This is a genomic window from Pseudomonas sp. AC242, from assembly GCF_979258655.1.
The window spans coordinates 1,038,349-1,062,742 of record NZ_OZ409873.1; the positions used below are offsets into that span (position 1 = coordinate 1,038,349).

Annotated in this window: 28 protein-coding genes; 18 read left to right on the top strand and 10 right to left on the bottom strand. The window is 60.5% G+C overall.

Features of this window, described 5'->3' with window-relative positions:
- Positions 1-7: 7 nt before the first annotated feature.
- The 5 genes from motD (at position 8) to ACZZ0A_RS04735 (ending at position 3,775) form a co-directional block, all read left to right on the top strand.
- Entirely contained in the window at positions 8-898 is an 891-nt protein-coding gene (motD, locus tag ACZZ0A_RS04715; protein ID WP_007919992.1) for a flagellar motor protein MotD, read from the top strand.
- Between the two features lie 43 nt (positions 899-941).
- A complete protein-coding gene (locus ACZZ0A_RS04720; RefSeq protein ID WP_007919990.1) occupies positions 942-1,730 on the top strand; it encodes a ParA family protein in 789 nt (262 codons plus the stop codon).
- 116 nt (positions 1,731-1,846) lie between these two features.
- A complete protein-coding gene (locus ACZZ0A_RS04725; RefSeq protein WP_123374654.1) occupies positions 1,847-2,806 on the top strand; it encodes a CheW domain-containing protein in 960 nt (319 codons plus the stop codon).
- Between the two features lie 90 nt (positions 2,807-2,896).
- A complete protein-coding gene (locus ACZZ0A_RS04730; RefSeq protein ID WP_007919980.1) occupies positions 2,897-3,382 on the top strand; it encodes a chemotaxis protein CheW in 486 nt (161 codons plus the stop codon).
- Positions 3,383-3,775, top strand: coding sequence for a DUF2802 domain-containing protein (locus ACZZ0A_RS04735; protein WP_007919978.1), 393 nt, complete (start codon positions 3,383-3,385; stop codon positions 3,773-3,775).
- Positions 3,776-3,871: 96 nt separating this feature from the next.
- On the opposite strand, the gene ACZZ0A_RS04740 is transcribed toward ACZZ0A_RS04735, so the two are convergent.
- Both ACZZ0A_RS04740 and fliK read right to left on the bottom strand, forming a co-directional pair.
- Entirely contained in the window at positions 3,872-4,201 is a 330-nt protein-coding gene (locus ACZZ0A_RS04740) for an EscU/YscU/HrcU family type III secretion system export apparatus switch protein (protein WP_141128997.1), read from the bottom strand.
- On the bottom strand, positions 4,198-5,772 hold the full coding sequence (gene fliK, locus ACZZ0A_RS04745; RefSeq protein ID WP_007919973.1) for a flagellar hook-length control protein FliK: 1,575 nt from the start codon (positions 5,770-5,772) through the stop codon (positions 4,198-4,200). Before fliK ends, ACZZ0A_RS04740 begins: the two co-directional genes overlap by 4 nt.
- A gap of 197 nt (positions 5,773-5,969) precedes the next feature.
- Between fliK and ccmA the strand changes: the two genes are divergently transcribed.
- The 12 genes from ccmA to ACZZ0A_RS04805 all read left to right on the top strand — a co-directional run bounded on the left by ccmA (position 5,970) and on the right by ACZZ0A_RS04805 (position 14,175).
- Positions 5,970-6,605 carry a cytochrome c biogenesis heme-transporting ATPase CcmA gene (ccmA, locus tag ACZZ0A_RS04750; RefSeq protein WP_007919971.1) on the top strand — a complete coding sequence of 212 codons (636 nt, stop codon included), beginning with the start codon at positions 5,970-5,972 and terminating at the stop codon, positions 6,603-6,605.
- Positions 6,602-7,270, top strand: coding sequence for a heme exporter protein CcmB (ccmB, locus tag ACZZ0A_RS04755; protein WP_007919970.1), 669 nt, complete (start codon positions 6,602-6,604; stop codon positions 7,268-7,270). The genes ccmA and ccmB overlap by 4 nt, the downstream gene beginning before the upstream one ends.
- A 78-nt stretch (positions 7,271-7,348) precedes the next feature.
- The gene (locus ACZZ0A_RS04760; RefSeq protein WP_016987487.1) at positions 7,349-8,104 is read left to right on the top strand and encodes a heme ABC transporter permease; all 756 of its coding nucleotides are present in this window, start codon (positions 7,349-7,351) and stop codon (positions 8,102-8,104) included.
- A complete protein-coding gene (gene ccmD, locus ACZZ0A_RS04765) occupies positions 8,101-8,277 on the top strand; it encodes a heme exporter protein CcmD (RefSeq protein ID WP_019692354.1) in 177 nt (58 codons plus the stop codon). Before ACZZ0A_RS04760 ends, ccmD begins: the two co-directional genes overlap by 4 nt.
- Complete coding sequence (gene ccmE, locus ACZZ0A_RS04770; RefSeq protein ID WP_007919964.1) at positions 8,274-8,729, top strand: cytochrome c maturation protein CcmE; 456 nt, start codon at positions 8,274-8,276, stop codon at positions 8,727-8,729. The genes ccmD and ccmE overlap by 4 nt, the downstream gene beginning before the upstream one ends.
- A gap of 3 nt (positions 8,730-8,732) precedes the next feature.
- The gene (locus ACZZ0A_RS04775) at positions 8,733-10,721 is read left to right on the top strand and encodes a heme lyase CcmF/NrfE family subunit (RefSeq protein ID WP_007919962.1); all 1,989 of its coding nucleotides are present in this window, start codon (positions 8,733-8,735) and stop codon (positions 10,719-10,721) included.
- The gene (locus ACZZ0A_RS04780; RefSeq protein WP_007919961.1) at positions 10,718-11,254 is read left to right on the top strand and encodes a DsbE family thiol:disulfide interchange protein; all 537 of its coding nucleotides are present in this window, start codon (positions 10,718-10,720) and stop codon (positions 11,252-11,254) included. Before ACZZ0A_RS04775 ends, ACZZ0A_RS04780 begins: the two co-directional genes overlap by 4 nt.
- Positions 11,251-11,721, top strand: a complete 471-nt coding sequence (locus tag ACZZ0A_RS04785; RefSeq protein WP_463542583.1) for a cytochrome c-type biogenesis protein — start codon at positions 11,251-11,253, stop codon at positions 11,719-11,721. Before ACZZ0A_RS04780 ends, ACZZ0A_RS04785 begins: the two co-directional genes overlap by 4 nt.
- Entirely contained in the window at positions 11,718-12,920 is a 1,203-nt protein-coding gene (ccmI, locus tag ACZZ0A_RS04790) for a c-type cytochrome biogenesis protein CcmI (RefSeq protein ID WP_007919959.1), read from the top strand. Before ACZZ0A_RS04785 ends, ccmI begins: the two co-directional genes overlap by 4 nt.
- Positions 12,921-12,945: 25 nt before the next feature.
- Positions 12,946-13,350: a hypothetical protein gene (locus ACZZ0A_RS04795; protein ID WP_463542584.1), complete on the top strand. Its 405-nt coding sequence runs from the start codon at positions 12,946-12,948 to the stop codon at positions 13,348-13,350.
- A gap of 208 nt (positions 13,351-13,558) precedes the next feature.
- On the top strand, positions 13,559-13,771 hold the full coding sequence (locus tag ACZZ0A_RS04800) for a type II toxin-antitoxin system HicA family toxin (RefSeq protein WP_007919951.1): 213 nt from the start codon (positions 13,559-13,561) through the stop codon (positions 13,769-13,771).
- The gene (locus ACZZ0A_RS04805) at positions 13,771-14,175 is read left to right on the top strand and encodes a type II toxin-antitoxin system HicB family antitoxin (protein WP_038363904.1); all 405 of its coding nucleotides are present in this window, start codon (positions 13,771-13,773) and stop codon (positions 14,173-14,175) included. The genes ACZZ0A_RS04800 and ACZZ0A_RS04805 overlap by 1 nt, the downstream gene beginning before the upstream one ends.
- Before the next feature lie 69 nt (positions 14,176-14,244).
- On the opposite strand, the gene ACZZ0A_RS04810 is transcribed toward ACZZ0A_RS04805, so the two are convergent.
- The gene (locus tag ACZZ0A_RS04810; RefSeq protein WP_007919947.1) at positions 14,245-15,432 is read right to left on the bottom strand and encodes an MFS transporter; all 1,188 of its coding nucleotides are present in this window, start codon (positions 15,430-15,432) and stop codon (positions 14,245-14,247) included.
- A gap of 241 nt (positions 15,433-15,673) precedes the next feature.
- On the opposite strand from ACZZ0A_RS04810, the gene ACZZ0A_RS04815 reads away from it, so the two are divergent.
- Entirely contained in the window at positions 15,674-16,285 is a 612-nt protein-coding gene (locus tag ACZZ0A_RS04815) for a DUF5666 domain-containing protein (RefSeq protein ID WP_007919944.1), read from the top strand.
- A gap of 255 nt (positions 16,286-16,540) precedes the next feature.
- Here ACZZ0A_RS04815 and ACZZ0A_RS04820 read toward each other — a convergent pair whose 3' ends face one another.
- The 7 genes from ACZZ0A_RS04820 to hyi form a co-directional block, all read right to left on the bottom strand.
- On the bottom strand, positions 16,541-17,539 hold the full coding sequence (locus ACZZ0A_RS04820; protein WP_007950301.1) for a sulfate ABC transporter substrate-binding protein: 999 nt from the start codon (positions 17,537-17,539) through the stop codon (positions 16,541-16,543).
- A gap of 104 nt (positions 17,540-17,643) precedes the next feature.
- The gene (locus ACZZ0A_RS04825) at positions 17,644-18,468 is read right to left on the bottom strand and encodes an ion transporter (RefSeq protein ID WP_007919942.1); all 825 of its coding nucleotides are present in this window, start codon (positions 18,466-18,468) and stop codon (positions 17,644-17,646) included.
- Positions 18,469-18,489: 21 nt separating this feature from the next.
- Positions 18,490-19,404, bottom strand: coding sequence for an urea transporter (locus ACZZ0A_RS04830; protein ID WP_463542585.1), 915 nt, complete (start codon positions 19,402-19,404; stop codon positions 18,490-18,492).
- Positions 19,405-19,543: 139 nt separating this feature from the next.
- On the bottom strand, positions 19,544-20,959 hold the full coding sequence (pyk, locus tag ACZZ0A_RS04835) for a pyruvate kinase (protein WP_095114130.1): 1,416 nt from the start codon (positions 20,957-20,959) through the stop codon (positions 19,544-19,546).
- Positions 20,956-22,230 carry a glycerate kinase type-2 family protein gene (locus tag ACZZ0A_RS04840; RefSeq protein WP_447784218.1) on the bottom strand — a complete coding sequence of 425 codons (1,275 nt, stop codon included), beginning with the start codon at positions 22,228-22,230 and terminating at the stop codon, positions 20,956-20,958. The genes pyk and ACZZ0A_RS04840 overlap by 4 nt, the downstream gene beginning before the upstream one ends.
- A gap of 163 nt (positions 22,231-22,393) precedes the next feature.
- Positions 22,394-23,287, bottom strand: a complete 894-nt coding sequence (locus ACZZ0A_RS04845; protein ID WP_007919937.1) for a 2-hydroxy-3-oxopropionate reductase — start codon at positions 23,285-23,287, stop codon at positions 22,394-22,396.
- A gap of 143 nt (positions 23,288-23,430) precedes the next feature.
- Positions 23,431-24,213 (bottom strand): hydroxypyruvate isomerase, encoded by a 783-nt coding sequence (hyi, locus tag ACZZ0A_RS04850; protein ID WP_414893355.1) that lies wholly within the window; start codon positions 24,211-24,213, stop codon positions 23,431-23,433.
- Positions 24,214-24,394 lie beyond the last annotated feature (181 nt).

The following is a 24,394-nucleotide window of genomic DNA, read 5'->3' on the forward strand; positions in this document are numbered from 1 at the left end:
TAACCTCATGGCTCGTCGTCGCCACCAGGAAGAACACGTCAATCACGAGCGCTGGCTTGTGTCCTACGCGGATTTCATCACGCTACTGTTCGCGTTCTTCGTGGTGATGTACTCGATTTCGTCGATCAACGAAGGCAAGTACAAAGTCATTTCCGAAGCGCTGATCGGGGTCTTCACCGACTCCGACCGCTCGCTCAAACCGATCCCGATTGGTGATGAACGACCGAAGACCGTGACCCCGGCCAAGCCGCTGGTCAAGGACGCCGAACAGGTCGACGCCGGTATCGCCGGCGCCAGCGATCCACTGAAAAGCATTGCCGATGACATCAGCGCCGCCTTCGGTGACTTGATCAGCTCTAATCAGATGACCGTGCGTGGCAACGAACTGTGGGTCGAGATCGAACTCAACTCCAGCCTGTTGTTCGGCAGCGGTGACGCCATGCCAAGCGACATCGCCTTCAACATCATCGACAAGGTCGCGGCGATTCTGAAGCCGTTCGATAACCCGATCCACGTCGAAGGTTTCACCGATGATCAGCCGATCCGCACCGCGCAGTACCCGACCAACTGGGAGCTGTCTTCGGCGCGTTCGGCGAGCATCGTGCGCATGCTGGCGATGCAGGGTGTCAATCCTGGCCGCCTGGCCTCGGTCGGTTACGGTGAGTTCCAGCCGGTCGCCAATAACGCCACCGCTGAAGGCCGTGCGAAAAACCGTCGTGTGGTGCTGGTGGTGTCGCGCAATCTCGATGTGCGCCGCAGCCTCACGGGCACCGGAACCGCCAATGCGCAACCGGACGCTGCATTGAAGCGGGCTGGCACACAAACTGCACCGACCCCGGTCAAGACGCCGGGACGCGAGAGTGCCGTCAATTCTCCGTCACCCGCATTAACACGCTGAGCTATGTCTCGGTCGAGCATATCGGCCGGGAGGAACGAACCGAATGAGAGTCTGGGCAGTCGCCAATCAAAAGGGTGGTGTCGGTAAAACCACATCTTCCATCGCTTTAGCCGGATTGCTGGCCGAGGCGGGCAAGCGCGTGGTTGTGGTCGATCTCGACCCGCACGGCTCGATGACCAGCTATTTCGGCTACGACCCCGACAGCCTGGAACACAGCAACTACGACCTGTTTCTGCACAAGGGCAGCGTGCCGCAAGGCCTGCCGGGGCAGCTGCTGTTGTCGACCAGTGACGAACGTATTTCGCTGCTGCCATCGAGCACCGCGCTGGCAACCCTTGAGCGTCAGTCGCCGGGGCAGAGTGGCCTGGGTCTGGTAATCGCCAAGAGTCTGGCGCAGCTGTGGCAGGACTTCGATTACGCGGTGATCGACAGCCCGCCGTTGCTCGGCGTACTGATGGTCAACGCCCTTGCAGCGAGCCAGCAACTGGTGATCCCGGTGCAGACCGAGCATCTGGCCGTCAAAGGTCTGGAGCGCATGGTCAACACCCTGGCGATGATCAATCGTTCGCGCAAACAGGCGTTGCCGTTCAGTATCGTGCCGACCCTGTTCGATCGCCGTACGCAGGCATCGATGCATACCTTGCGTGTGCTGCGCGACAAATTCCCAGAAGAGATCTGGCAGGGTTATATCCCGGTCGATACTCGTCTGCGCGATGCCAGTCGTGCCGGTGTCACGCCTTCGCAATTCGACGGCAAGAGCCGTGGCGTGCTGGCGTATCGCGCGCTGCTCAAGCATCTGTTGGCGCAACAACTTGTTCCGCAGGTGGCTTGAATGACGTTGAACCTTGTAGGAGCTGCCGCAGGCTGCGATCTTTTGATCCGGCTTTTTGGCGTTCCTGAAAAGATCAAAAGATCGCAGCCTGCGGCAGCTCCTACATGGGGTTGCGTATGAATCGGCCGGTCAAGTTGACGTCGAAGCCGCAATTGGCGCTGCAGTCTTATCTGGATAATTTGCTGCAGGAAATTCCTGAGGAGCTGCCGCCGGTCATTGAGGCGCAGCCTGAAGTTGTGGAAAGCAGCGAGGCGCTGGACGAGTTTCAGGCCGCGGTACTGGAAGAGCAGGCGCGTGACGCACAGAAAGCGGCCAGGCCTGCTGCGCCGGTTGCCGCGCCTGCCGTTGCAGCGGTTGCCAAAGCGCCGGTGGCTTTGATCGAGGAAGCAGCGCCGGTTCGTGCATCGGTCTCGACGCTCGCTCCGCTGCTGCAAACCCAATTGCTGAAAACCGCGCCGGAACCGGCCGTGGTCGAACCGGCTCCGGCACCAGTCGCACCCGCGCCCGTCGAGCAAACGCTGGTCCCGCCGCTGGTGGAAGTGCATCTGCCGCCGAACAACACGCCGCCACCGGTGGAAACCGATGGTCGTCCGGCGTGGGCCTCGGAAGCCTTCGAATGCCTGCTGTTCGACGTCGCTGGCCTGACCCTGGCCGTGCCGCTGGTGTGCCTCGGCTCGATCTATTCGCTGGCTGGCCATGAGCTGACGCCGTTGTTCGGTCAGCCGGAATGGTTCCTCGGGATTCTGCCGAGCCAGGCCGGCAACCTGAAAGTGCTGGACACCGCGCGCTGGGTCATGCCCGATCGCTATCGCGATGACTTCCGTCAGGGCCTGCAGTACGTGATTTCGGTACAAGGTTACGAGTGGGGCTTGGCGGTGCATCAGGTCAGTCGCTCGTTGCGTCTGGACCCGAATGAAATCAAATGGAGAAGTCACCGGGGTCAGCGGCCATGGCTCGCCGGCACCGTGATTGAGCACATGTGTGCATTGCTTGACGTTTCCGCACTGGCCGAGTTGATCGCCAGCGGTGGGGCAAAGCACCTCGGCGGCCACAAGCCGCTACATAAACCGACATAGCTGCCGACATAACAATCAGGCGACGGCATTGTTGAATGCCGCCACACAGAACACACACCGCTCAGAGCGGTTTTTTCGAGGGGTCAGGGTATGAGTAGTCAGGCGACGAATGCAAAAGGTTCTGAAGATCCGATCCTGCAATGGGTAACCTTCAAACTGGACAACGAAACCTACGGCATCAACGTGATGCGCGTTCAGGAAGTGCTGCGCTACACCGAGATCGCTCCAGTGCCAGGTGCACCGAGCTACGTGCTGGGCATCATCAACCTGCGCGGTAACGTGGTCACCGTGATCGACACCCGTCAGCGCTTCGGCCTGAACAGCGGCGAGATCAGCGATAACACCCGTATCGTCATCATCGAAGCCGATAAGCAAGTCGTCGGCATCATGGTCGACAGCGTGGCCGAAGTGGTTTACCTGCGTCAGTCGGAAATCGAGACGGCGCCAAACGTCGGCAACGAAGAATCGGCCAAGTTCATCCAGGGCGTGTGCAACAAGAACAACGAGTTGCTGATCCTGGTCGAGCTGGACAAGATGATGAGCGAAGAAGAATGGTCGGACCTGGAGAATATCTGATTGATTCTCGAGGTCGCGGTCATTGTCCTGTTCCTCTTCTGGGCAGGCACGCTGGCAATGTTTGTGTCGTACATCAAGGCGCAGCGCGTCATCGCTGCGCAACAGGCCCAGGGCGATGCGCTGCGTGATCAGCGCATCAAGGAACTGGCCAAGCGTGTCGACGATTACCAGAACGGCAATGTGCGCATGGGCGACGCCCTGCACGAGTTGCGCGCGGTGGTGAGTCCGTTGCCGGACAAGATTGTCGCGCTTGAACAACGCGACCCGTCGAGCCTGTCATTCGCCCAGGCGGCGAAACTGGTAGGCATGGGCGCAAGCGTCGATGAACTGACTCAGTCCTGTGGGTTGACCCAGGCTGAGGCGGAGTTGATGCGCAAGCTTCACAAGAACTAGAAGCAAGATCAAAAGATCGCAGCCTTCGGCAGCTCCTACAGGGAAACGCATTCCAATGTAGGAGCTGCCGAAGGCTGCGATCTTGTGCTTTAGGGTTTAATAATCATCGCCGCGCAGGGTCACATCCTTCTCGACCATCGGCGCATTCGGGTCCTGCCCCTCGGGGAATTTGCCCTTCAGATTCCACGCAAACGCGATGATTTCGGCGATGGTGCGGTACAGCTCTTCAGGAATGCTGTCGCCCAATTCCATGCGCGCCAACAACCGTACCAGCTCGGCGTTCTCGTAGATTGGGACTTCGCAATCGCGAGCAATGCGCAGGATTTCTTCGGCCAGTTCATCATCACCCTTGGCGGTGAGGGTCGGGGCGTGGTTGCCGTCGTACTTGAGGGCGATGGCCTGGCGTGGGGCAGTGGAATCGTTCATGCGGTTTCGTCGACCCAGCGGTGTTCGAGGCGGGTTTGGTTGCCCTGCGGCGGGGTGCCGAGGTGGCAGTCGAGGTCGCCGACGTTGAGCCCGCGATCTAGCAGGCGTTGGCGCAGGGCGAACAGGTTGTTGCCGATCAGGTCCGCGGTGTACGGCCGTTCGGCCCACAGTTGGCTGGACAGGCTGCCGGCGATCAGTTGCGCCTGAATCTGCATCGGCCCGAGCGGCTCCATGTCGAACGCCAGATCGACGCGCCACAGTTGCTGCTTGGGTTCGCGCTCGTCGCGGCGTTCGTTGGGTTGCGGTTCTCGCTCCGGCGCTTCTTCACGCTGAAACTTGACCTGCAACGGCACGATGTCCTGCAGATTGCGCATGGGAATTTCCAGTTGCCAGGTGCTGAGCAGGCGCCCATCGTCGGTGACGCCGGTCTGCTCCAGGCTCGACAGTTGATGGCTTTGCAGGCGTGAAACAGCGGCAGCAGCGAGGCGCAACAATTGCTCCAGATCGCCTTCGCCGTCCTGACTTTGCAGCAAACGCTCGGGCAGCGGGAAGCTGCTGGGCACCGGTTTGGCGCTGACCTGGCCGAGCATGCCGAGGGCGTTACGGACGAAGCTCGGCAGCGCTTGCGCCAAGGTGTTGGCGGCGATGATCGCGTTGAAACTGGTGCTGCTCGGCAGGCCCGGGGTCAGTTGTGCGATCAGCTTGAGCAGATCGGCTTTCATGTCCGGAGCCAGCGTCGGGTTCTGGCCGGTCAGCAGTTTTGCTTCGAGGAACGCGCCGCTGTTGGCCAGCGCCAGCGCGACGCCTTTGGCGGTGCTCAGTTGTTGCACGTCCGGCAGGCTGGCAAGGAGTTTGTCGACCACCGCGCGCAAATCCTGCGATGTCTGATCGGTATCGCTCGGCAGATTTTGCAAAGCATTCAACAACCCTGTCAGGGATGCCTGACGACTTTGCTGGCCGAGCAGTTGCTGACTGACGGCCAGTTGTTCCTGGCGGCTGCTCATCGGCAGAAACTTGAGGGTTTGTGAGTCTTCCACCAACGCCGACAGCAAGGTGCCAATGCGCAGCGGCTGCGGGCTGTCGATGGTCAATGTGCTGCCGCTCTGTGCGGTGTTGAGCAGGCTGACCAGCGAGCGGAACACCGCTGCCTGCCCCGGCGTCTGCGGTAGCGCCTGCGAGGTCAGCACTTTGCCTTGCAGCAGCGTGCCGACCGGCAATTGCGCGGTGTCGATGCGGGTGAGGGTGGCGACGCTGCTGGCAATCGCCTGCTGCACGGTAATCGCCAGGTTGCCCGCCGAGGGCTGGGTGATCGCCAGGCTGGTGCCTTGGGGCAACGGCAGATTGCTGGTCGCCTGCACGGTGGTTTGGCGTCCGCCGTCGACGGTCACCTTGAGCAATAACTGAAAAGTCTGATCCGCCTGTTTGAGCGACAACACCTCGGCTTTGGCGCTTTGCCCGGCGCCGATCAGGCCTTCGACCGGGGTCAGCAGCTTGAGCAGCTCACCGACCTGCGGGCGAACGGTCGCCGGGGTGGTGGGCGGGAGCGGGAGGATGTTCATTTCGCCTGTCATACGCGGACACAACCTGAGGAAATTGCACTCTTGAGAGTAAGGCACGACATGTATAATGCCGCCCGTCTTGCGCTTCGAACAAAAAACATAGCAATTGTTTGACCCAGCTCTCTAGATCGAGCCGTCAATGCATCTATGCTGCATCTCTTTAACGGCCGCGCCAGAGCCGACTTGAACCGTATAAGGCCCGTGATCCCTTGACCAGTCCTGTCCTGCAAACCGTTGCCCTCGCGTGTGAACGTGATCTGCGGCTGCTCTTCGAAAATCTCGAATTGAGACTCGCCAGTGGCGATATGGTGCAGATCAGCGGACCCAACGGCAGCGGCAAGACCAGCCTGTTACGCCTGCTATCCGGGTTGATGCAGCCGACCGCCGGGCAAGTCCTGCTCAATGGCCAGCCGCTGAGCGAACAACGCAGCGAACTCGCACGCAACCTGCTGTGGATCGGCCACGCCGCCGGGATCAAGGATTTGCTGACCCCGGAAGAAAACCTGTCTTGGCTCTGCGCGCTGCATCATCCCGCCGAACGCGAGGCCATCTGGCAAGCGCTGGCAGCTGTAGGATTGCGCGGTTTCGAAGATGTTCCCTGCCATAGCCTGTCCGCCGGTCAGCAGCGCCGCGTGGCGCTGGCACGCTTGTATCTCGACAGCCCGCCGCTGTGGATTCTCGATGAGCCGTTCACCGCGCTGGACAAGCAAGGCGTGGCGCAGCTCGAAGAACATCTGGCCGGGCACTGCGAACGCGGTGGTCTGGTGGTGTTGACCACGCACCACACGCTGAGCCGGATGCCGGCCGGTTATCGCGACATCGATCTGGGGAACTGGTCAGTATGAGTGTGTTTGGCCTGCTGGTTGCCCGTGAATCCCGATTGCTGTTTCGCCGCCCGGCGGAACTGGCCAATCCACTGATTTTCTTCGCCATCGTCATCGCATTGTTCCCGCTGGCCGTCGGCCCGGAAACTCAAGTGTTGCAAAACCTGTCCCCCGGGTTAGTCTGGGTGGCGGCGCTGTTGTCGGTCCTGCTCTCGCTGGACGGGCTGTTCCGCAGTGATTTCGAAGACGGATCGCTGGAACAGTGGGTCCTTTCGTCGCACCCGCTGCCACTTCTGGTCTTGGCCAAGGTGCTGGCACACTGGCTTTTCTCCGGTCTGGCACTGGTTCTGCTCTCACCGCTGCTGGCGTTGATGCTCGGTTTGCCTGCCGCCTGTTTGCCGGTTTTGCTGCTTTCGTTGCTGCTGGGAACACCGGTGCTGAGCTTGCTCGGCGCGGTGGGCGCGGCGCTGACGGTCGGTTTGAAGCGTGGCGGCCTGTTGCTGGCGCTGCTGATTTTACCGTTGTACATCCCGGTGTTGATCCTTGGCAGTGGCGCCTTGCAGGCCGCTCTACAAGGCATGCCGGCGACCGGGTATCTGCTGTGGCTGGGTAGCCTGACCGCCCTGGCGATCACCCTGACACCGTTTGCAATAGCTGCTGGCCTGAAGATCAGCGTCGGCGAATAATGAGGTCTGGTTAAAATTTAACCAGCAAAGACCCTGAGACTGCTCACACCGATGAGCGGCACCCGTGATGGAAACAGTATGAACTGGACCTGGTTTCACAAGCTCGGCTCGCCCAAGTGGTTCTACGGCATCAGCAGCAAGTTCTTGCCATGGCTGAGCATCGCAGCGTTGCTGCTGATTGGCGTCGGCGTCGTTTGGGGCCTGGCCTTCGCGCCGCCGGATTATCAGCAAGGCAACAGCTTTCGCATCATCTATATCCACGTACCTGCCGCGATGCTCGCACAGTCGATCTACGTGATGCTGGCGGTGTGCGGTGTGGTCGGGCTGGTGTGGAAGATGAAACTGGCCGACGTCGCCCTGCAATGCGCCGCACCGATCGGCGCGTGGATGACCGCCGTAGCGCTGGTCACCGGGGCGATCTGGGGCAAACCGACGTGGGGCTCGTGGTGGGTCTGGGACGCGCGTCTGACCTCGATGCTGATTCTGCTGTTTCTGTATTTCGGCGTGATCGCGCTGGGCAATGCCATCAGCAACCGCGACAGCGCCGCCAAAGCCTGCGCGGTGCTGGCCATCGTCGGTGTGATCAACATTCCGATCATCAAATACTCGGTGGAGTGGTGGAACACCCTGCACCAGGGCGCGACCTTCACCCTCACCGAAAAACCGGCGATGCCGGCGGAAATGTGGCTGCCACTGCTGCTGACTGTGCTGGGTTTCTACTGCTTCTTCGGCGCCGTGCTGTTGCTGCGCATGCGCCTTGAAGTGCTCAAGCGCGAAGCCCGCGCCAGTTGGGTGAAAGAAGAAGTGCAGCACAGTCTGGAGGCCGCTCGATGAGTTTTGCTTCATTCGGCGACTTCCTCGCCATGGGCCATCATGGCCTGTATGTCTGGTCGGCCTACGGCATCTGTCTGGCGGTGTTGGCTCTTAACGTGGCGGCACCGATCCTGGCCCGCAAGCGCTATCTGCAACAAGAGGCGCGTCGTCTGCGCCGGGAGAACAGCAAGTGAATCCGCTGCGCAAGAAACGTCTGATCATCATTCTGGCCATTCTGGTCGGCGTCGGCGCTGCCGTCGGCCTGGCCCTCAGCGCCCTGCAGCAGAACATCAATCTGTTCTACACGCCGACCCAGATCGCCAACGGCGAAGCGCCGCAAGACACGCGCATTCGCGCCGGAGGCATGGTTGAGGCCGGTTCGTTGCAGCGCTCGAAAGATTCGCTGGACGTCAAATTCGTCGTCACCGACTTCAATAAATCCGTGACCATCGCCTATCGCGGCATCCTCCCGGATCTGTTCCGCGAAGGGCAGGGCATCGTCGCCCTCGGCAAGCTCAACGCCGACGGCGTGGTAGTGGCCGATGAAGTGCTGGCCAAGCACGACGAGAAGTACATGCCGCCGGAAGTGACCAAAGCCTTGAAAGACAGCGGTCAATCGGCACCAACGCCTGCGAAGGAGGGTTGATCGATGACATCGGCAATTTTTATTCCTGAACTCGGTCATCTGGCGATGATCCTGGCGCTGTGTTTTGCGCTGGTGCAGGCCGTGGTGCCATTGATTGGCGCCTGGCGCGGCGACCGTTTCTGGATGAGTCTGGCCCAGCCTGCCGCGTGGGGGCAGTTTGCGTTTTTGCTGTTCGCGTTCGGCATTCTGACCTACGCGTTCATGACCGATGACTTCTCCGTCGCCTATGTGGCGAACAACTCCAATACCGCGTTGCCGTGGTACTACAAATTCAGTGCAGTGTGGGGCGCTCACGAAGGGTCGTTGCTGCTCTGGGCATTGATTCTCGGCGGCTGGACCTTTGCCGTATCGGTGTTCTCGCGGCAGTTGCCGCAAGTCATGCTGGCGCGAGTGCTGGCGGTGATGGGCATGATCAGCACCGGTTTCCTGCTGTTCCTGATCCTCACGTCCAACCCGTTCAAACGCATCCTGCCGCAAATGCCCAGCAATGGCGCTGACCTCAATCCACTGTTGCAAGACATCGGCCTGATCGTGCACCCGCCGATGTTGTACATGGGTTACGTCGGCTTTTCGGTGGCGTTTGCCTTCGCCATCGCCGCGTTGATGGGCGGTCGACTGGATGCCGCGTGGGCGCGCTGGTCGCGTCCCTGGACCATCGTCGCCTGGGCCTTCCTCGGCATCGGTATCACCCTCGGTTCGTGGTGGGCGTACTACGAACTCGGCTGGGGTGGCTGGTGGTTCTGGGACCCGGTGGAAAACGCCTCGTTCATGCCATGGCTGGTCGGCACCGCGCTGATTCACTCGCTGGCGGTCACGGAAAAACGTGGCGTGTTCAAGAGCTGGACGGTGTTGCTGGCGATTGCTGCGTTTTCGCTGAGCCTGCTTGGTACGTTCCTCGTGCGTTCCGGCGTGCTGACTTCGGTGCATGCGTTTGCCTCCGATCCGGAGCGCGGCGTGTTCATCCTGATCTTTCTGTTGTTCGTGGTCGGCGGCTCGCTGACGCTGTTCGCCCTGCGCGCACCCGTGGTCAAGAGTCAGGTCGGCTTCAACCTGTGGTCGCGGGAAACCCTGCTGCTGGGCAACAACCTGGTGCTGGTCGTTGCTGCGTCGATGATTCTGCTCGGTACGCTGTATCCGCTGATTCTTGATGCCCTGAGCGGCGCGAAAATGTCGGTCGGCCCGCCGTACTTCAACGCGCTGTTCATTCCGTTGATGGCGCTGCTGATGATGGTCATGGCGGTCGGCGTGATCGTGCGCTGGAAAGACACGCCGGTGAAATGGCTGGCCGGCATGCTGACCCCGGTGCTGCTCGGCAGCGTCGCGCTGGCGGTGGTGGCCGGTGTCGCTTACGGCGATTTCAACTGGGCGGTGATCGCGACCTTCCTGCTCGCTGCGTGGGTATTGCTCGCCGGTGCGCGCGACATCGTCGACAAGACTCGCCACAAAGGTTTGATCAAAGGCCTGCCGACCCTGACCCGCAGTTATTGGGGCATGCAGATCGCGCACCTCGGCATCGCCGTGTGTGCGCTCGGCGTGGTGTTGTCGAGTCAGAACAGTGCCGAACGCGATCTGCGTCTGGCACCGGGCGAGTCGATGGATCTGGCCGGTTATCACTTTGTCTTCGAAGGCGCCAAGCACTTCGAAGGGCCGAACTTTACCTCGGACAAAGGCACGATTCGGGTCATTCGTGACGGCAAGGAAGTCAGCGTGCTGCACCCGGAAAAACGTCTGTACACCGTGCAGAACTCGGTGATGACCGAAGCCGGTATCGACGCCGGTTTCACCCGTGACCTTTACGTCGCCCTCGGTGAACCGCTGGACAACGGCGCCTGGGCGGTGCGCGTGCACGTCAAACCGTTCGTGCGCTGGATCTGGTTCGGCGGCTTGCTCACTGGTTTTGGTGGATTGCTGGCGGCGCTGGATCGACGTTATCGGGTCAAGGTGAAAGCCAAGGTGCGTGAAGCACTGGGCATGACGGGAGCGGCTGCATGAGACGTTGGTTGATGCTGGTGCCACTGGCGATTTTTCTGCTGGTGGCGGTGTTTCTTTATCGCGGTCTGTATCTCGATCCGGCGGAGTTGCCGTCGGCGATGATCAACAAGCCGTTCCCGGAGTTTTCCCTGCCCAACGTGCAGGGCGACAAGAGCCTGACCAAAGCTGACATTCTCGGCAAACCGGCGCTGGTCAACGTTTGGGGCACCTGGTGCATTTCCTGCCGGGTCGAGCATCCGGTGCTGAACAAACTCGCCGAGCGCGGCGTGGTGATCTACGGCATCAACTACAAGGACACCAACGCTGATGCCTTGAAGTGGCTGGCCGAATTCCACAATCCGTATGCGCTGGACATCCGTGACGATGAAGGCTCGCTGGGCCTGAACCTCGGCGTCTACGGCGCGCCGGAAACCTTTTTCATCGACGCCAAGGGCATTATCCGCGACAAGTATGTCGGCGTGATTGATGAACAAGTCTGGCGCGAAAAACTCGCAGCCAAGTATCAGGCGCTGGTCGATGAGGCCAAGCCATGAAGCGCTTTCTGGCTGCGCTGATATTGGGTTTGAGTCTGGTCGGTGTCGCCCATGCCGCCATCGACACCTACGAGTTCGCCAAAGAAGGCGATCGTGAGCGTTTTCGCGAGTTGACCAAGGAACTGCGCTGCCCCAAGTGCCAGAACCAGGACATCGCTGACTCCAACGCACCGATTGCCGCGGACCTGCGCAAAGAGATTTTCCGCATGCTCGGCGAGGGCAAGGACAACCAGCAGATCATCGACTTCATGGTCGATCGCTACGGAGATTTCGTTCGCTACAAACCGGCGCTCAACGCCAAGACTGCGCTGCTGTGGTTCGGCCCGGCCGGCCTGCTGCTCGGTGGTCTGGTGGTGATCGCGGTGATCGTCCGCCGTCGTCGCGGCCAGCGTGCCGAGACTCCGCAAGCGCTGTCCAGCGAAGAGCGTCAGCGCCTCGACCAACTGTTGGATAAAAACCAAGAATGATTGATTTCTGGCTTGCCGCAGGGCTGTTGCTTCTGGTCGCCCTGAGTTTTCTGCTGATCCCGGTTTTGCGCGAACGTCGCGCCCAGCGTGAAGAGGATCGTACTGCCCTGAACGTTGCGCTTTATCAGGAGCGCGTCGCCGAGTTGCAATCGCAACAGGCTGAAGGCGTGCTCGACGCCGCGCAAATGGACAGCGGTCGTGCCGAGGCGGCGCGTGAGTTGCTGGCCGATACCGAAGGGGTTGCCGCACCGCGTATCTCGAAACTGGGCAAACCGTTGCCGCTGCTGGCGGCAGTCTTGGTGCCAGTGCTGGGCCTCGGCCTGTATATGCACTTCGGTGCTGCCGACAAAGTCGAGCTGACCCGCGAATTTGCCCAGGCACCGCAGTCGATGGAAGAAATGACCCAGCGTCTGGAACGTGCTGTTGCGGCGCAACCGGATTCTGCCGAAGGCCTGTATTTCCTCGGTCGTACCTACATGGCGCAAGAGCGTCCGGCGGACGCGGCGAAGATGTTCGAACGCGCTGCCAATCTGGCCGGACGTCAACCGGAGCTGCTCGGTCAGTGGGCGCAGGCGCAGTATTTTGCTGATGGCAAAAAGTGGTCGGCGAAGATTCAGGCCCTGACTGACGAAGCGCTGAAGGCGGATCCGAAAGAAGTGACCAGCCTTGGTTTGCTCGGTATCGCTGCGTTTGAAGGCGAGCGTTATCAGGAAGCGATCGATTACTGGAACCGTCTGCTGGCGCAACTGCCGCCTGAGGATAGCTCCCGCGCCGCGCTGCAAGGCGGGATCAAACGCGCCGCCGAACGTCTGGAAGCCAGCGGTGGCAAAGTCGCTCAGGCACCGGTAGCCGCGAAAGCCGCACTGTTGAAAGTCAGCGTCGATCTGGCCAGCGAACTCAGAAGCAAAGTGCAACCGGGCGACAGCGTGTTCATTTTCGCCCGCGCCACCTCCGGTCCACCGGCACCGCTGGCAGCCAAACGCCTGACCGTGGCCGATCTGCCGGTGACCGTCGAACTGGGCGATGCTGACGCAATGATGCCGCAGTTGAAACTGTCGAACTTCCCTGAAGTCCAACTGGTTGCGCGCATCTCCCGCGCCGGCCAACCGACTGCCGGCGAGTGGGTCGGTCGCAGCGGCCCACTGGCCAGCAGCACCACTGCGCTACAAAAACTGACCATCGACAGCCCGGACAAATAGCCGGACACAACAGGAAAGCATCGCCATGCACACCATCGCCCGAATCACAGTCCTCACACTGGCCCTGGGCTTGAGTGCATGTGCGGTGCAACGACCGGAACCGACGACGAATTTGCCGCCAATTCCGCCGTCGCAGCCAAGCCCGACCCCGTCGACTTCGCCGACGCCTGGCAAAAGCATCCCGGCGAAACCGGCCAAACCGGTGCCGCGCACCTCGGCCAGCTTCGCCCCGCCACCGGGCGGCAACAGCCACTGGGACCAGAAACTCGGCGTCTACGTCCTCGACGACCAGACCAACACCTTCTACCGCCAGCGCACCTACTACCGCTGGAACAACGGTTGGAGCCGCTCCGTCGGCCCTAACGGCCCGTGGGAAGACACCAACATCCACGGCGTGCCACCGGGGTTGGGCAAGCAATTCGGGCAGTAAATGAAAACGGCGATCTTCGGATCGCCGTTTTGCTGTGTGCCTGCTGGGTTCTCACAGAAATTGCTCATGGAAGTGCTGCACAGCGCTCAGGGTTCAGCAGTTTCAATCACACCCTGTAAAACAACCAGACGTCGTTCTGCCAATTTCTGTGCTTGAGTAAATATAACCCTAGAGTTATTTTTGTGAGACCAAGGCAAGGAGGCGGTTGGTGCAGAGCAGGCTATTGATCAAGGAGCTGGAGGAGGCAGGCTGGACGCTGGATCGGGTCACCGGCAGTCATCACATCTTCAAGCACCGATACAACCCGTACACGATTCCCGTCCCACATCTGAAAAAGGATTTGCCGTTGGGAACGGTCAAAAGCATCAGGCGGCGTGCCGGGTTGTACAACCCGCCAGCCAGTTTCGAAGGAGATCCGTAATGCAATATCCAATCTGTATCGAGTGGGGAGACGAGAACACTGCCATCGGTATTCAGATCCCCGATATTCCCGGCGCCGTTACGGCAGGGGACAGCTTTGAAGATGCCTACAAGGCGGCGGTCGAAGTCGCCCACATCATGCTGCAGGAGATTGCGGCGGACGGGGAGTCGATTCCTATGCCGACTTCGGCATCCGCTCATCGCAGTAATCCAGAATTTGCCGAGATGGGCTGGGGCATGCTTGAGCTGGATATTTCGCCCTATCTCGGCAAAACCGAAAAGGTCAACGTAACGCTGCCCGGTTACGTGATTCAGCGCATCGACCGTTACGTGCGCGAACACAACGTCAAAAGCCGCTCCTCCTTTCTGGCGGATGCGGCGATGGAGAAACTGGTTCGTTATTAAGCTTCATCGCTCCCCCAGGCTCAGTGAATAGCCTGTGGGAGCGAGCCTGCTCGCGAAGCTTTTGCCGCCTTACGCCGCTGCCAATGAACCACGCTGCGAAACACTCAAAAACCGCAACAGCGCCAACAGCGGAAAAACACTGCCGACAATCACGATCCACAACCAGCCGCCATGCTCGTACACCGCACTGGCCACCGACGAGCCGAAGGCGCCACCGATGAAGATGCTGGTCATGTACAGCGCGTTCAGCCGGCCACGGCTTTTCGCGTCCAGTGAGTACACCGCGCGCTGGCCTAGGACCATGTTCATCTGTACGCAGAAATCGAGCACCACGCCGGTCACGGCCAGGCCGATGACGCTGTAGGCCGGGTGGATGAAGGCGGGCAGGAAACTCAGGCTGGCGAAGAGCATGGCCAGCAGCGAGGCGATGCGGGTGTGGCCGGCGTCGGCCAGGCGTCCGCTGATCGGCGCGGCGATGGCACCGATGGCGCCGACCAGGGCGAAGATGGCGATTTCGCTTTGCGACAAACCATGGTTGCGCGCCAGTTCCAGCGGCACGGCGGTCCAGAACAGGCTGAACGTGGCGAACATGCAGCCCTGATAAAACGCCCTTTGGCGCAGTACCGGTTGCTGGCGCAGCAGGGTCCACAGCGAACCGATCAACTGACCATAGGTGGCGCTGTGATCAGGCTGGCGTTTGGGCACGGTCAACGCCAATACAACGCTGATCGCTGCCATCAATGCGGCGGCAATCATGAACATCGCGCGCCAGCCCAAATGGTCGGCCACCACGCTCGACACCGGCCGTGCCAACAGAATACCCAGCAGCAAACCACCCATGATCCCGCCGACCACACGACCGCGAGACTCTTCCGGCGCGAGATGCGCTGCCAGTGGAATCAGAATCTGCACCGACACCGAGCTAAAACCCACCAGCAACGAGATCAGCAGAAAGACATTTGGCTGATCGGTAAACGCCGCCGCCAACAGGCTGGCAATCGCCACCACCGTGGTGATGATCATCAACCGGCGGTTCTCCAGCAGATCACCCAGCGGCACGAGGAAAAACAGGCCCAGCGCATAACCGATCTGCGTCAGCGAGACGATGAAGCTGGCCATGGTGTCGGAGAGACCGATGTCCGGCGCGATCAGGCCGATGATCGGCTGCGCGTAGTAGATGTTGGCAACGATGGCGCCGCAGCAAAAGGCGAACAGCAGCACCATGCCTCGGGTCATTGCGTGAGTGGTGGCGGTCATAAGGTTTCTCGATCCAGCGAAAGGGAATGCGGTGAGGCTATGGGACAAACCCGATGGGCAGAAGGCGCCTTCGGTCGATATCAGTTATTCCGTTGCGGAATGACCGTGGCTGTCGCATGTCATCCATCGGCGAACCTTGCGTCCGACCGTCAGGGGGCGATGATACATTCACTTACATCCTGTTCGATAGCGTGCTTATGTTTGCATTGGCTTGTACAACATTGATGACCGGAGGATTGCAATGAAGCTTCGCCTTACTGCAACGATTGTTCTGATCAGCCTGCTGGGCGCGACGAGCGTGCAGGCCGCTGATGCACCGGGGATGCGCCTCGGCGTGCGCGGCGAGATTACCGGGGTCAGCGCCGATTCACTGAAAGTCCACGTCAACAGCGGCGAGAACGTGGTGATCCAGTTGACAGGCGACACCAAGGTTCGCGCGGTCACCCTGGCCAATATCGAAGACATCAAACCCGGCAGTTACATTGGTTCGGCGGCGATGCCACAGGAGGACGGCACGCTCAAGGCGCTGGAAGTGCATGTGTTTCCGCCGGAATTAGCCGGAAGTGGCGATGGTCATCGACCGTTCGATCTGGCCAAGGGCAGCAGCATGACCAATGGCAGCGTCGGCGATCTGGTGGTGAGCAACGGGCGGGTGCTCACGGTGAACTACAAGGGCGGGCAGCAGAAGATTCTGGTGCCGGAGGATGTGCCGATCGTGAATCTCGAGCCGGGGGATCGGAGCTTGCTGAAGGTTGGGGTGAAGATTGTTACGTTCGTCACGCAGGGTGCGGATGGCACGCTGACGGCGCAATCGATTTCTGCGGGTAAGGATGGGGTGACGCCGCCGATGTAAAAGCCCCTCACCCTAGCCCTCCCGAAACGTCGGACCGCCCGGAGGTAGAGGGGACTGATTGGGGGATGCTTGAGAGGTACACCGACCTGAACTTGCTTCAGTGAATCCATAATCGACTCGATATTTCAGGTCGATGTCTGACGCCAGACACTTCGGTCGGCCCCCTCTCCCTCTGGGAGAGGGCTGGGGTGAGGGTAAAGCGGCCACAAAAAAAGGCGACCTCAGTGGATCGCCTTTTTCACGCCTGCTTAAACCTTACTGCCCGCTATAAATCTGATCAAAAACCCCACCATCATTAAAGTGGGTCTTCTGCACCGTACGCCAGTCACCAAAGGTCTTCTCCACCGAGAGGAAATCAACTTTCGGGAAACGATCGGTGTACTTCGCCAACACCGCCGGATCACGCGGACGCAGGTAGTTTGCCGCCGCAATTTCCTGACCTTCCGGCGACCACAGGTACTTCAGGTACTCATCCGCCGCCGCGCGCGAACCTTTCTTGTCGACCACTTTATCGACCACCGATACCGGCGGCTCGGCCTCAGCCGAAACACTCGGGTAGACGACTTCAAACTGATCACGACCAAACTCGCGAGCAATCATTTCCGCTTCGTTTTCGAAGGTCACCAGCACGTCGCCGATCTGGTTGGTCATGAAGGTCGTGGTGGCGGCGCGGCCACCGGTGTCCAGTACCGGCGCTTGCTTGAACAGTTTGCCGACGAAGTCTTTGGCCTTGTTCTCATCGCCACCGTTCTTCAGCACATAACCCCAGGCCGACAGATAGGTGTAGCGGCCGTTACCCGAGGTTTTCGGGTTTGGCACGATCACTTGCACGCCGTCCTTGAGCAGATCCGGCCAGTCTTTCAGGGCTTTCGGGTTGCCTTTGCGCACAATGAACACCGTGGCCGAGGTGAACGGCGCGCTGTTGTTCGGCAGACGCGTGACCCAGTTCTCCGGCACCAGTTTGCCGTTGTCGGCGAGGGCGTTGATGTCGGTGGCCATGTTCATGGTGATGACGTCAGCCGGCAGGCCATCGATCACCGAGCGCGCTTGCTTGCTCGAGCCGCCGAAGGACATTTGCACGGTGATGTTTTCGTTGTGCTCGGCCTGCCAGTGTTTCTGGAACGCAGTGTTGTAGTCCTTGTAGAAATCGCGCATCACGTCGTAGGAAACGTTGAGCAGCGTCGGGGCTGCCTGAGCGATGTTGGCCAAGGCCAGACCGGCGGCGAGAAGTGAGGCGCCAAAGAGTTTTTTCACTGCGCATTCCTTGTTTTATCTGTGTAGGAGCAGGGGGTGATGTTCAATTGCCACTGACTATAACGGGGTGCGCATAGTCGTTTAAAGATTAAAAAGCTCTTTGCTTATTCCAGTTTCTTGAACAATGCATTGCCGCATCGCGAGCAAAACGCCGCACCATGTTCATGGCTGTTTTTCTTGCACACCGGGCAGTCGTGTTGCAGCTGTTCACCGCGCATGGCGTTGGCCAGTTCGGCGGTGAAAATCCCCGTCGGCACGGCGATGATCGAGTAACCCGTAATCATCACCAGCGACGAAATCACTTGGCCCAGCGGGGTCTTCGGCACGATGTCGCCGAAACCCACGGTGGTCAGCGTGACGATCGCCCAATAGATGCCTTTGGGAATGCTGGTGAAACCATGCTCCGGGCCTTCGATCACGTACATCAAGGTGCCGAACACCGTCACCAAGGTGCAGACGCTGACCAGAAACACAACGATTTTCTGCTTGCTGCCGCGCAGCGCCGACATCAGGTAATTGGCTTGCTTGAGGTACGGGCTGAGCTTGAGCACACGGAAAATCCGCAACATGCGGATGATCCGGATAATCAGCAGGTACTGCGCATCGCTGTAATACAGTGCGAGGATGCCGGGCACGATTGCCAGTAAATCCACCAGCCCGTAAAAGCTGAAGGCGTAGCGCAACGGCTTGGGCGAACAGTACAGGCGCAGGATGTACTCGCCGAGAAAGATGATCGTGAAGCCCCACTCGATGTAGGCCAGCACGTCGGCGTAGTTCTGGTGAATGCTGTCGATGCTGTCGAGCATCACGATCACCAGACTGGCGAGGATGATCAACAGCAGGATGCCGTCGAAGCGACGCCCGGCGCGGGTATCGCTCTGGAAAATCATCACGTAAAGCCGTTCGCGCCAACTGTTGCTGCTGTCCATGGATAACGCCTGAATCGAAGATCAGCGCAGCCTAGGTTGATTCTCCCCATGAGCGCAAGGCGCACGCTCGACGACGGCTTTGCCAAGCATCTGGATGCCGGCGCGGATCAGCCAGCAAGCGAGGATGAATGGCGCGGTCAGAGTGGCGAGGCCGACGGCAGCAAATAGCGGAGTGACCAGCAGCGCCAGCACGATGCCGAGTAGCGGCAGCCACGGTTGTTGGCGTTGCGAGGAGAAGGCGAGTGCGGCGAGCACGGCGTTGTAGCTGCCGAGACCGAGCAAAGCGGAGCTGGTTTCGTGATGCAGCAGGTTGGAGGCGAGGCCGATTGCAGAAGCCAGCATCGCCCAGCAAAACGCGCGACGATCAGCGATCAGCAATCCGGCAGCAATCAGCGCGCCGGCCAGCGGATGACCGAGGAACATCACTTGGCCCAAACCGCGTAGTTCGGCAGCGAGCAGATTGACCGTATTCATCTCGATGTGCGCTATCGGTGCCGAAGGTTCGGCAAACAGCAGCAGAACCCAGCTCATCGCCACGAACGGCGAGGTATAGGCCGGGATCGATCGGCTGCTGTACACGTATTTAAGCCACTGCTGCGTGATCATCGCGCTCAGGCCGCCAGCGGCGAGAATCAGCGGCGGCAGCAGCGGCGACCACGGGAAATACAGGCTCAGCAACAGACCGAGCAAGATGCCGTTGTAGCTGAACAGTCCAGCCTGGCGATCAGCCTTGGCGTAGTTGCGCCGTTGCGCCGTGAGCAATCCGGCGACGGCACCGAGCAGCGCACCGGCGAACAGCACCGGTGCGGTCAGCAGGATCGCCAACAGGCACAGCAGGCCGCACAGCGGATGGCGCTGGAGGAATATCTGACTGAAACCGTTGAGCAAAGCCTCGGCCCAGTCGGGGCAGTGGGTGTTGAAATGATTGGCAGGCATGTTGAGAAAATCTGGGCAGATGATCGTTCCCACGCTCTGCGTGGGAATGCCTCAAAGGACGCTCTGCGTCTGCTCTTGGGACGCAGAGCGTCCCGGGCCGCATTCCCACGCGGAGCGTGGGAACGATCATGGTGGGCGGTTAAATCAATGTTTCGATCCGCAGCGAGTTGGTCGATCCAGGCTGGCCGAACGGCACGCCGGCAGTGATCAGCAGTGTGTCGCCACGCTCCGCCATGCCTTGGGCCTGGGCGATTTCCAGCGCGGTTGAGCAAACCTCATCGACCTGACGCAGACGATCGTTGACCACCGAATGAATCCCCCACGCCACGCTCAAACGCCGTGCGGTTTGCAGGTTCGGCGTCAGGTTGAGGATCGGCGCTTTCGGCCGTTCCCGCGCTGCACGCAGACTCGAGGTGCCCGATTCGCTGTAGTTGACCAGCACCGCCACCGGCAGCACGTTGCTGATGCGCCGGATCGCGCAGCTGATCGCATCGGAAACGGTCGCTTCAGCTTTCGGCCGGCTAACGTCGAGTTGAGTCTGATAGTCCGGGCCGTTTTCCACTTGGCGAATGATTTTGCTCATCATCTGCACAGCTTCGAGTGGGTATTCGCCGGACGCGGTTTCCGCCGACAGCATCACCGCGTCAGCGCCTTCGGCCACGGCGTTGGCAACGTCCGTCACCTCAGCGCGGGTCGGAGCAGGGGAGAAGCGCATCGATTCCAGCATCTGCGTCGCCACCACCACCGGTTTGCCCAGTTCGCGGCAAGTGGTGATGATGTTTTTCTGAATCTGCGGCACGCTTTCGGCCGGCACTTCGACGCCGAGGTCGCCACGGGCAACCATGATCGCGTCGCTCAATTCAGCGATTTCGCGCAGTTGTTCAACGGCTGACGGCTTCTCGATTTTCGCCATCAGAAAGGCTTTGTCGCCGATCAATGCGCGGGCTTCGATGATGTCCTGTGGGCGCTGCACAAACGACAGCGCGACCCAGTCCACACCCAGTTCCAGGCCGAAGCTCAAATCGCGGCGATCCTTGGCGGTCAGCGGGCTGAGGTCGAGCACCGCTTGCGGCACGTTGACGCCTTTGCGGTCCGACAATTCGCCGCCGTTGAGCACGGTGGTGTCGATCGCGTCGGCGTATTTGGTGACCACGCGCAGACGCAGCTTGCCGTCGTCGAGCAGCAGATCCATGCCGGCTTCCAGCGCGGCAATGATCTCCGGATGCGGCAGGTTTACTCGGCGCTCATCGCCCGGTGTCGCGTCCAGATCCAGACGGAAGGCCTGACCGCGATGCAGTTGCACCTTGCCGTCGGCGAACTTGCCGACGCGCAGTTTCGGCCCCTGCAAGTCCATCAGAATGCCCAGCGGATAGTTGAGCTGACGCTCGACTTCGCGGATCCACTGATAGCGCTTGGCGTGGTCGGCGTGATCGCCGTGGCTGAAGTTCAGGCGGAAGATATTCACCCCGGCCTCGACCAGTTCGCGGATGTCTTCGATGCCATCGACAGCTGGCCCGAGGGTGGCGAGGATTTTGACCTTTTTATCAGGCGTCATGATTTGCAGCTCTCAAGGATCAGAATGGCGCGGAAGTCGTTGACGTTGGTGCGGGTCGGCTCGGTGACGATCAGCGCATCGAGCGCCGCGAAATAGCCGTAGCCGTTGTTGTTATCCAGCTCGTCGCTGGCGCTCAAACCGAGGGCGGCGGCGCGGGCGTAGCTGTCCGGGGTCATGATCGCGCCGGCGTTGTCTTCCGAGCCGTCGATGCCGTCGGTGTCACCGGCCAGCGCATAGACGCCGGGCTGGCCCTTGAGGCTGTCGGTGAGGCTGAGGAGAAATTCGGCGTTGCGTCCGCCACGGCCATTGCCGCGCACGGTCACGGTGGTTTCGCCGCCGGAGAGAATCACGCACGGCGCCGCCAGTGGCTGACCGTGGTTGATGATCTGGCGGGCGATGCCGGCATGGACTTTCGCCACTTCGCGCGACTCACCTTCGAGGTCGCCGAGGATCAGCGTGCTGAAACCGGCCTGACGGCATTTCACCGCCGCCGCATCCAGCGATTGCTGAGGACGGGCAATCAACTGGAAGTGGCTGCGCGCGAGCGACGGATCTCCGGGTTTGACGGTTTCCGACTCAGGGCTTTGCAGCCAGTTGCGCACGGAAGCTGGGATCTCGATGCCGTAGCGTTTGATGATCGCCAGCGCTTCAGCGGAAGTGCTTGGGTCGGCCACGGTCGGGCCGGAAGCGATGACCGTGGCGAGGTCGCCCGGTACATCGGAAATCGCGTAGGTATAAACAGTGGCAGGCCAGCAAGCCTTGCCCAGACGCCCACCCTTGATCGCCGAGAGGTGCTTGCGCACGCAGTTCATCTCGCCGATGGTCGCTCCGGATTTGAGCAGGGCTTTGTTGATCGACTGCTTGTCGGCGAGGGTGATGCCTGCGGCCGGCAACGCCAGCAGGGCAGAGCCACCACCGGAGAGCAGGAAGATCACGCGGTCGTCTTCAGTCAGGTTGCTGACCAGTTCGAGCACGCGTTTGGCTACGGCCAGGCCGGCAGCGTCCGGTACCGGATGCGCGGCTTCGACCACTTCGATTTTTTCGCAGGGGGCGCCGTGACCGTAGCGGGTTACAACCAGGCCAGATACTTCACCTTCCCAGCAGCGCTCGACCACTTGCGCCATCGCGGCGGCAGCTTTGCCGGCACCGATGACGATCACCCGGCCGCTACGATCTGCAGGCAGATGGGCTTCGAGGACCTGGTTCGGATGGGCCGCGTCGATGGCTGTGGCAAACAGCTCGCGCAGCAGTTGTTGCGGATCGACCGACATGGCGGGCTCCCAATCTTATTGTTCTTGGTTTAGTGCTGATGATCGTTCCCACGCTCTGCGTGGGAATGCCTCAATGGACGCTCTGCGTCCGCTTCGGCAGGGACGCGGAGCGTCCCGGGCTGCATTCCCACGCAGAGCGTGGGAACGAGCGACGGGGCAGGGCTTATTTGTTATCGCGAATCGAGAAGTTGGCCATGTGTTCCAAGCCTTTGATCAGCGCCGAGTGGTCCCAGTTGCTGCCACCGATCGCTGCGCAGGTGCTGAACACTTGCTGGGCGTTGGCGGTGTTCGGCAGGTTGATGTTCAGCTCTTTGGCGCCTTGCAGGGCCAGGTTCAGGTCCTTCTGGTGCAGGCTGATGCGGAAGCCTGGATCGAAAGTGCCTTTGATCATGCGCTCGCCGTGCACTTCGAGGATCTTCGAAGAGGCGAAACCGCCCATCAGTGCTTCACGCACCTTGGCTGGATCAGCACCGTTTTTCGAAGCGAACAGCAGGGCTTCAGCGACGGCCTGAATGTTCAGCGCAACGATGATCTGGTTGGCGACTTTGGCGGTCTGACCGTCGCCATTGCCACCGACCAGAGTGATGTTCTTGCCCATGGCCTGGAACAGCGGCAGGGCGCGTTCGAAGGCATCGGCGTCACCACCGATCATGATGCTCAGGGTCGCGGCTTTGGCGCCGACTTCACCACCGGAAACCGGTGCGTCGAGGTACTGCGCGCCTTTCTCGTTGATCTTCGCCGCGAAAGCCTTTGTGGCGGTTGGCGAGATCGAGCTCATGTCGATAACGATTTTGCCTTTGCTCAGGCCGGCGGCAACACCGTCGGCGCGGAACAGTACGTCGTCGACCTGTGGGGTATCCGGGACCATGACGATGATGAATTCAGCTTCCTGCGCCACTTCGCGCGGGTTGGCCAGAGCGACGGCGCCAGCGGCGACCAGGTCGGCCGGGGCGGCGTCGTGGTGCGCCGACAGGAACAGGCTGTGACCGGCTTTCTGCAGGTTCGAAGCCATTGGGTGGCCCATGATGCCGGTGCCGATAAATCCGATTTTAGCCATGAGAAAATCCTCTTGTTTTTATAAACAGCCGTAGGAGCTGCCGAAGGCTCGGGCCGCGTTCGGACGATCTTTTGATCTTGATCTGTAAAAACAAGATCAAAAGATCGCAGCCTTCGGCAGTTCCTACAGGGTCATGTGTTCGTTCAGATTGCGTTGTGGGTTTTCAGCCAGCCGAGGCCTGCTTCGGTGGTGGTCAGCGGCTTGTATTCACAACCCACCCAACCCTGATAACCGATGCGATCAAGGTGTTCGAACAGGAAGCGGTAGTTGATTTCACCAGTGCCGGGTTCGTTGCGGCCCGGGTTGTCCGCGAGCTGCACATGGTTGATCTCGCCCAGATGCGATTGCAGGGTGCGGGCCAGATCGCCTTCCATGATTTGCATGTGATAGATGTCGTATTGCAGGAACAGGTTGGCGCTGCCGACCTGCTCGCGAATCGACAGGGCTTGCGCCGTGTTGTTCAGGTAGAAACCCGGGATGTCGCGGGTGTTGATCGCTTCCATCACCAGTTTGATGCCCGCTGCCTGCAGCTTGTCGGCGGCGTATTTCAGGTTGGCGATGAAGGTTTTTTCTACCGTGGCATCGTCAACGCCTTGTGGACGAATACCGGCCAGGCAGTTGATCTGGGTGTTGCCCAGCACTTGCGCATAGGCAATCGCCAGATCGACACCGGCGCGGAACTCTTCGACCCGATCCGGCAGGCACGCGATACCGCGCTCGCCCTTGGCCCAGTCTCCGGCCGGCAGGTTGAACAGCACTTGAGTCAGACCGTTGGCGTCGAGCCTGGCCTTGATTTCGGCAGAGCTGAAGTCGTACGGGAACAGGTACTCGACACCGCTGAAACCAGCCTTGGCGGCGGCGTCGAAACGGGCAAGGAAATCCTGTTCGGTAAACAGCATGGACAGGTTGGCTGCGAAACGCGGCATGGTGGTCTCCTAAAAACGGATGTGACACGGTGGGTCAGATTGTTCGCGATCAGTCCCCTCTCCTGGGGGAGAGGGTTAGGGTGAGGGGGACCCTGAGTCTGATCCGAATTTTGCGAGCACCGCAAAACCTTTCCCTCACCCCAGCCCTCCCGAAACGTCGGACCGCCCGGAGGGAGAGGGG

Coding starts and splice junctions, on each gene's coding strand:
- ccmB (WP_007919970.1), top strand. CDS start 6,602: ATGAGTGTGTTTGGCCTGCTGGTTGCCCGTGAATCCCGATTGCTGTTT.
- ACZZ0A_RS04825 (WP_007919942.1), bottom strand. CDS start 18,468: ATGGACAGCAGCAACAGTTGGCGCGAACGGCTTTACGTGATGATTTTC.
- ACZZ0A_RS04725 (WP_123374654.1), top strand. CDS start 1,847: ATGAATCGGCCGGTCAAGTTGACGTCGAAGCCGCAATTGGCGCTGCAG.
- ACZZ0A_RS04775 (WP_007919962.1), top strand. CDS start 8,733: ATGACATCGGCAATTTTTATTCCTGAACTCGGTCATCTGGCGATGATC.
- ACZZ0A_RS04810 (WP_007919947.1), bottom strand. CDS start 15,432: ATGACCGCCACCACTCACGCAATGACCCGAGGCATGGTGCTGCTGTTC.
- ccmI (WP_007919959.1), top strand. CDS start 11,718: ATGATTGATTTCTGGCTTGCCGCAGGGCTGTTGCTTCTGGTCGCCCTG.
- ACZZ0A_RS04815 (WP_007919944.1), top strand. CDS start 15,674: ATGAAGCTTCGCCTTACTGCAACGATTGTTCTGATCAGCCTGCTGGGC.
- ACZZ0A_RS04740 (WP_141128997.1), bottom strand. CDS start 4,201: ATGAACGATTCCACTGCCCCACGCCAGGCCATCGCCCTCAAGTACGAC.
- ccmD (WP_019692354.1), top strand. CDS start 8,101: ATGAGTTTTGCTTCATTCGGCGACTTCCTCGCCATGGGCCATCATGGC.
- ACZZ0A_RS04730 (WP_007919980.1), top strand. CDS start 2,897: ATGAGTAGTCAGGCGACGAATGCAAAAGGTTCTGAAGATCCGATCCTG.
- pyk (WP_095114130.1), bottom strand. CDS start 20,959: ATGACGCCTGATAAAAAGGTCAAAATCCTCGCCACCCTCGGGCCAGCT.
- ACZZ0A_RS04845 (WP_007919937.1), bottom strand. CDS start 23,287: ATGGCTAAAATCGGATTTATCGGCACCGGCATCATGGGCCACCCAATG.
- ACZZ0A_RS04760 (WP_016987487.1), top strand. CDS start 7,349: ATGAACTGGACCTGGTTTCACAAGCTCGGCTCGCCCAAGTGGTTCTAC.
- ACZZ0A_RS04720 (WP_007919990.1), top strand. CDS start 942: ATGAGAGTCTGGGCAGTCGCCAATCAAAAGGGTGGTGTCGGTAAAACC.
- ACZZ0A_RS04840 (WP_447784218.1), bottom strand. CDS start 22,230: ATGTCGGTCGATCCGCAACAACTGCTGCGCGAGCTGTTTGCCACAGCC.
- ACZZ0A_RS04805 (WP_038363904.1), top strand. CDS start 13,771: ATGCAATATCCAATCTGTATCGAGTGGGGAGACGAGAACACTGCCATC.
- ACZZ0A_RS04795 (WP_463542584.1), top strand. CDS start 12,946: ATGCACACCATCGCCCGAATCACAGTCCTCACACTGGCCCTGGGCTTG.
- motD (WP_007919992.1), top strand. CDS start 8: ATGGCTCGTCGTCGCCACCAGGAAGAACACGTCAATCACGAGCGCTGG.
- fliK (WP_007919973.1), bottom strand. CDS start 5,772: ATGACAGGCGAAATGAACATCCTCCCGCTCCCGCCCACCACCCCGGCG.
- hyi (WP_414893355.1), bottom strand. CDS start 24,213: ATGCCGCGTTTCGCAGCCAACCTGTCCATGCTGTTTACCGAACAGGAT.
- ACZZ0A_RS04830 (WP_463542585.1), bottom strand. CDS start 19,404: ATGCCTGCCAATCATTTCAACACCCACTGCCCCGACTGGGCCGAGGCT.
- ACZZ0A_RS04780 (WP_007919961.1), top strand. CDS start 10,718: ATGAGACGTTGGTTGATGCTGGTGCCACTGGCGATTTTTCTGCTGGTG.
- ACZZ0A_RS04785 (WP_463542583.1), top strand. CDS start 11,251: ATGAAGCGCTTTCTGGCTGCGCTGATATTGGGTTTGAGTCTGGTCGGT.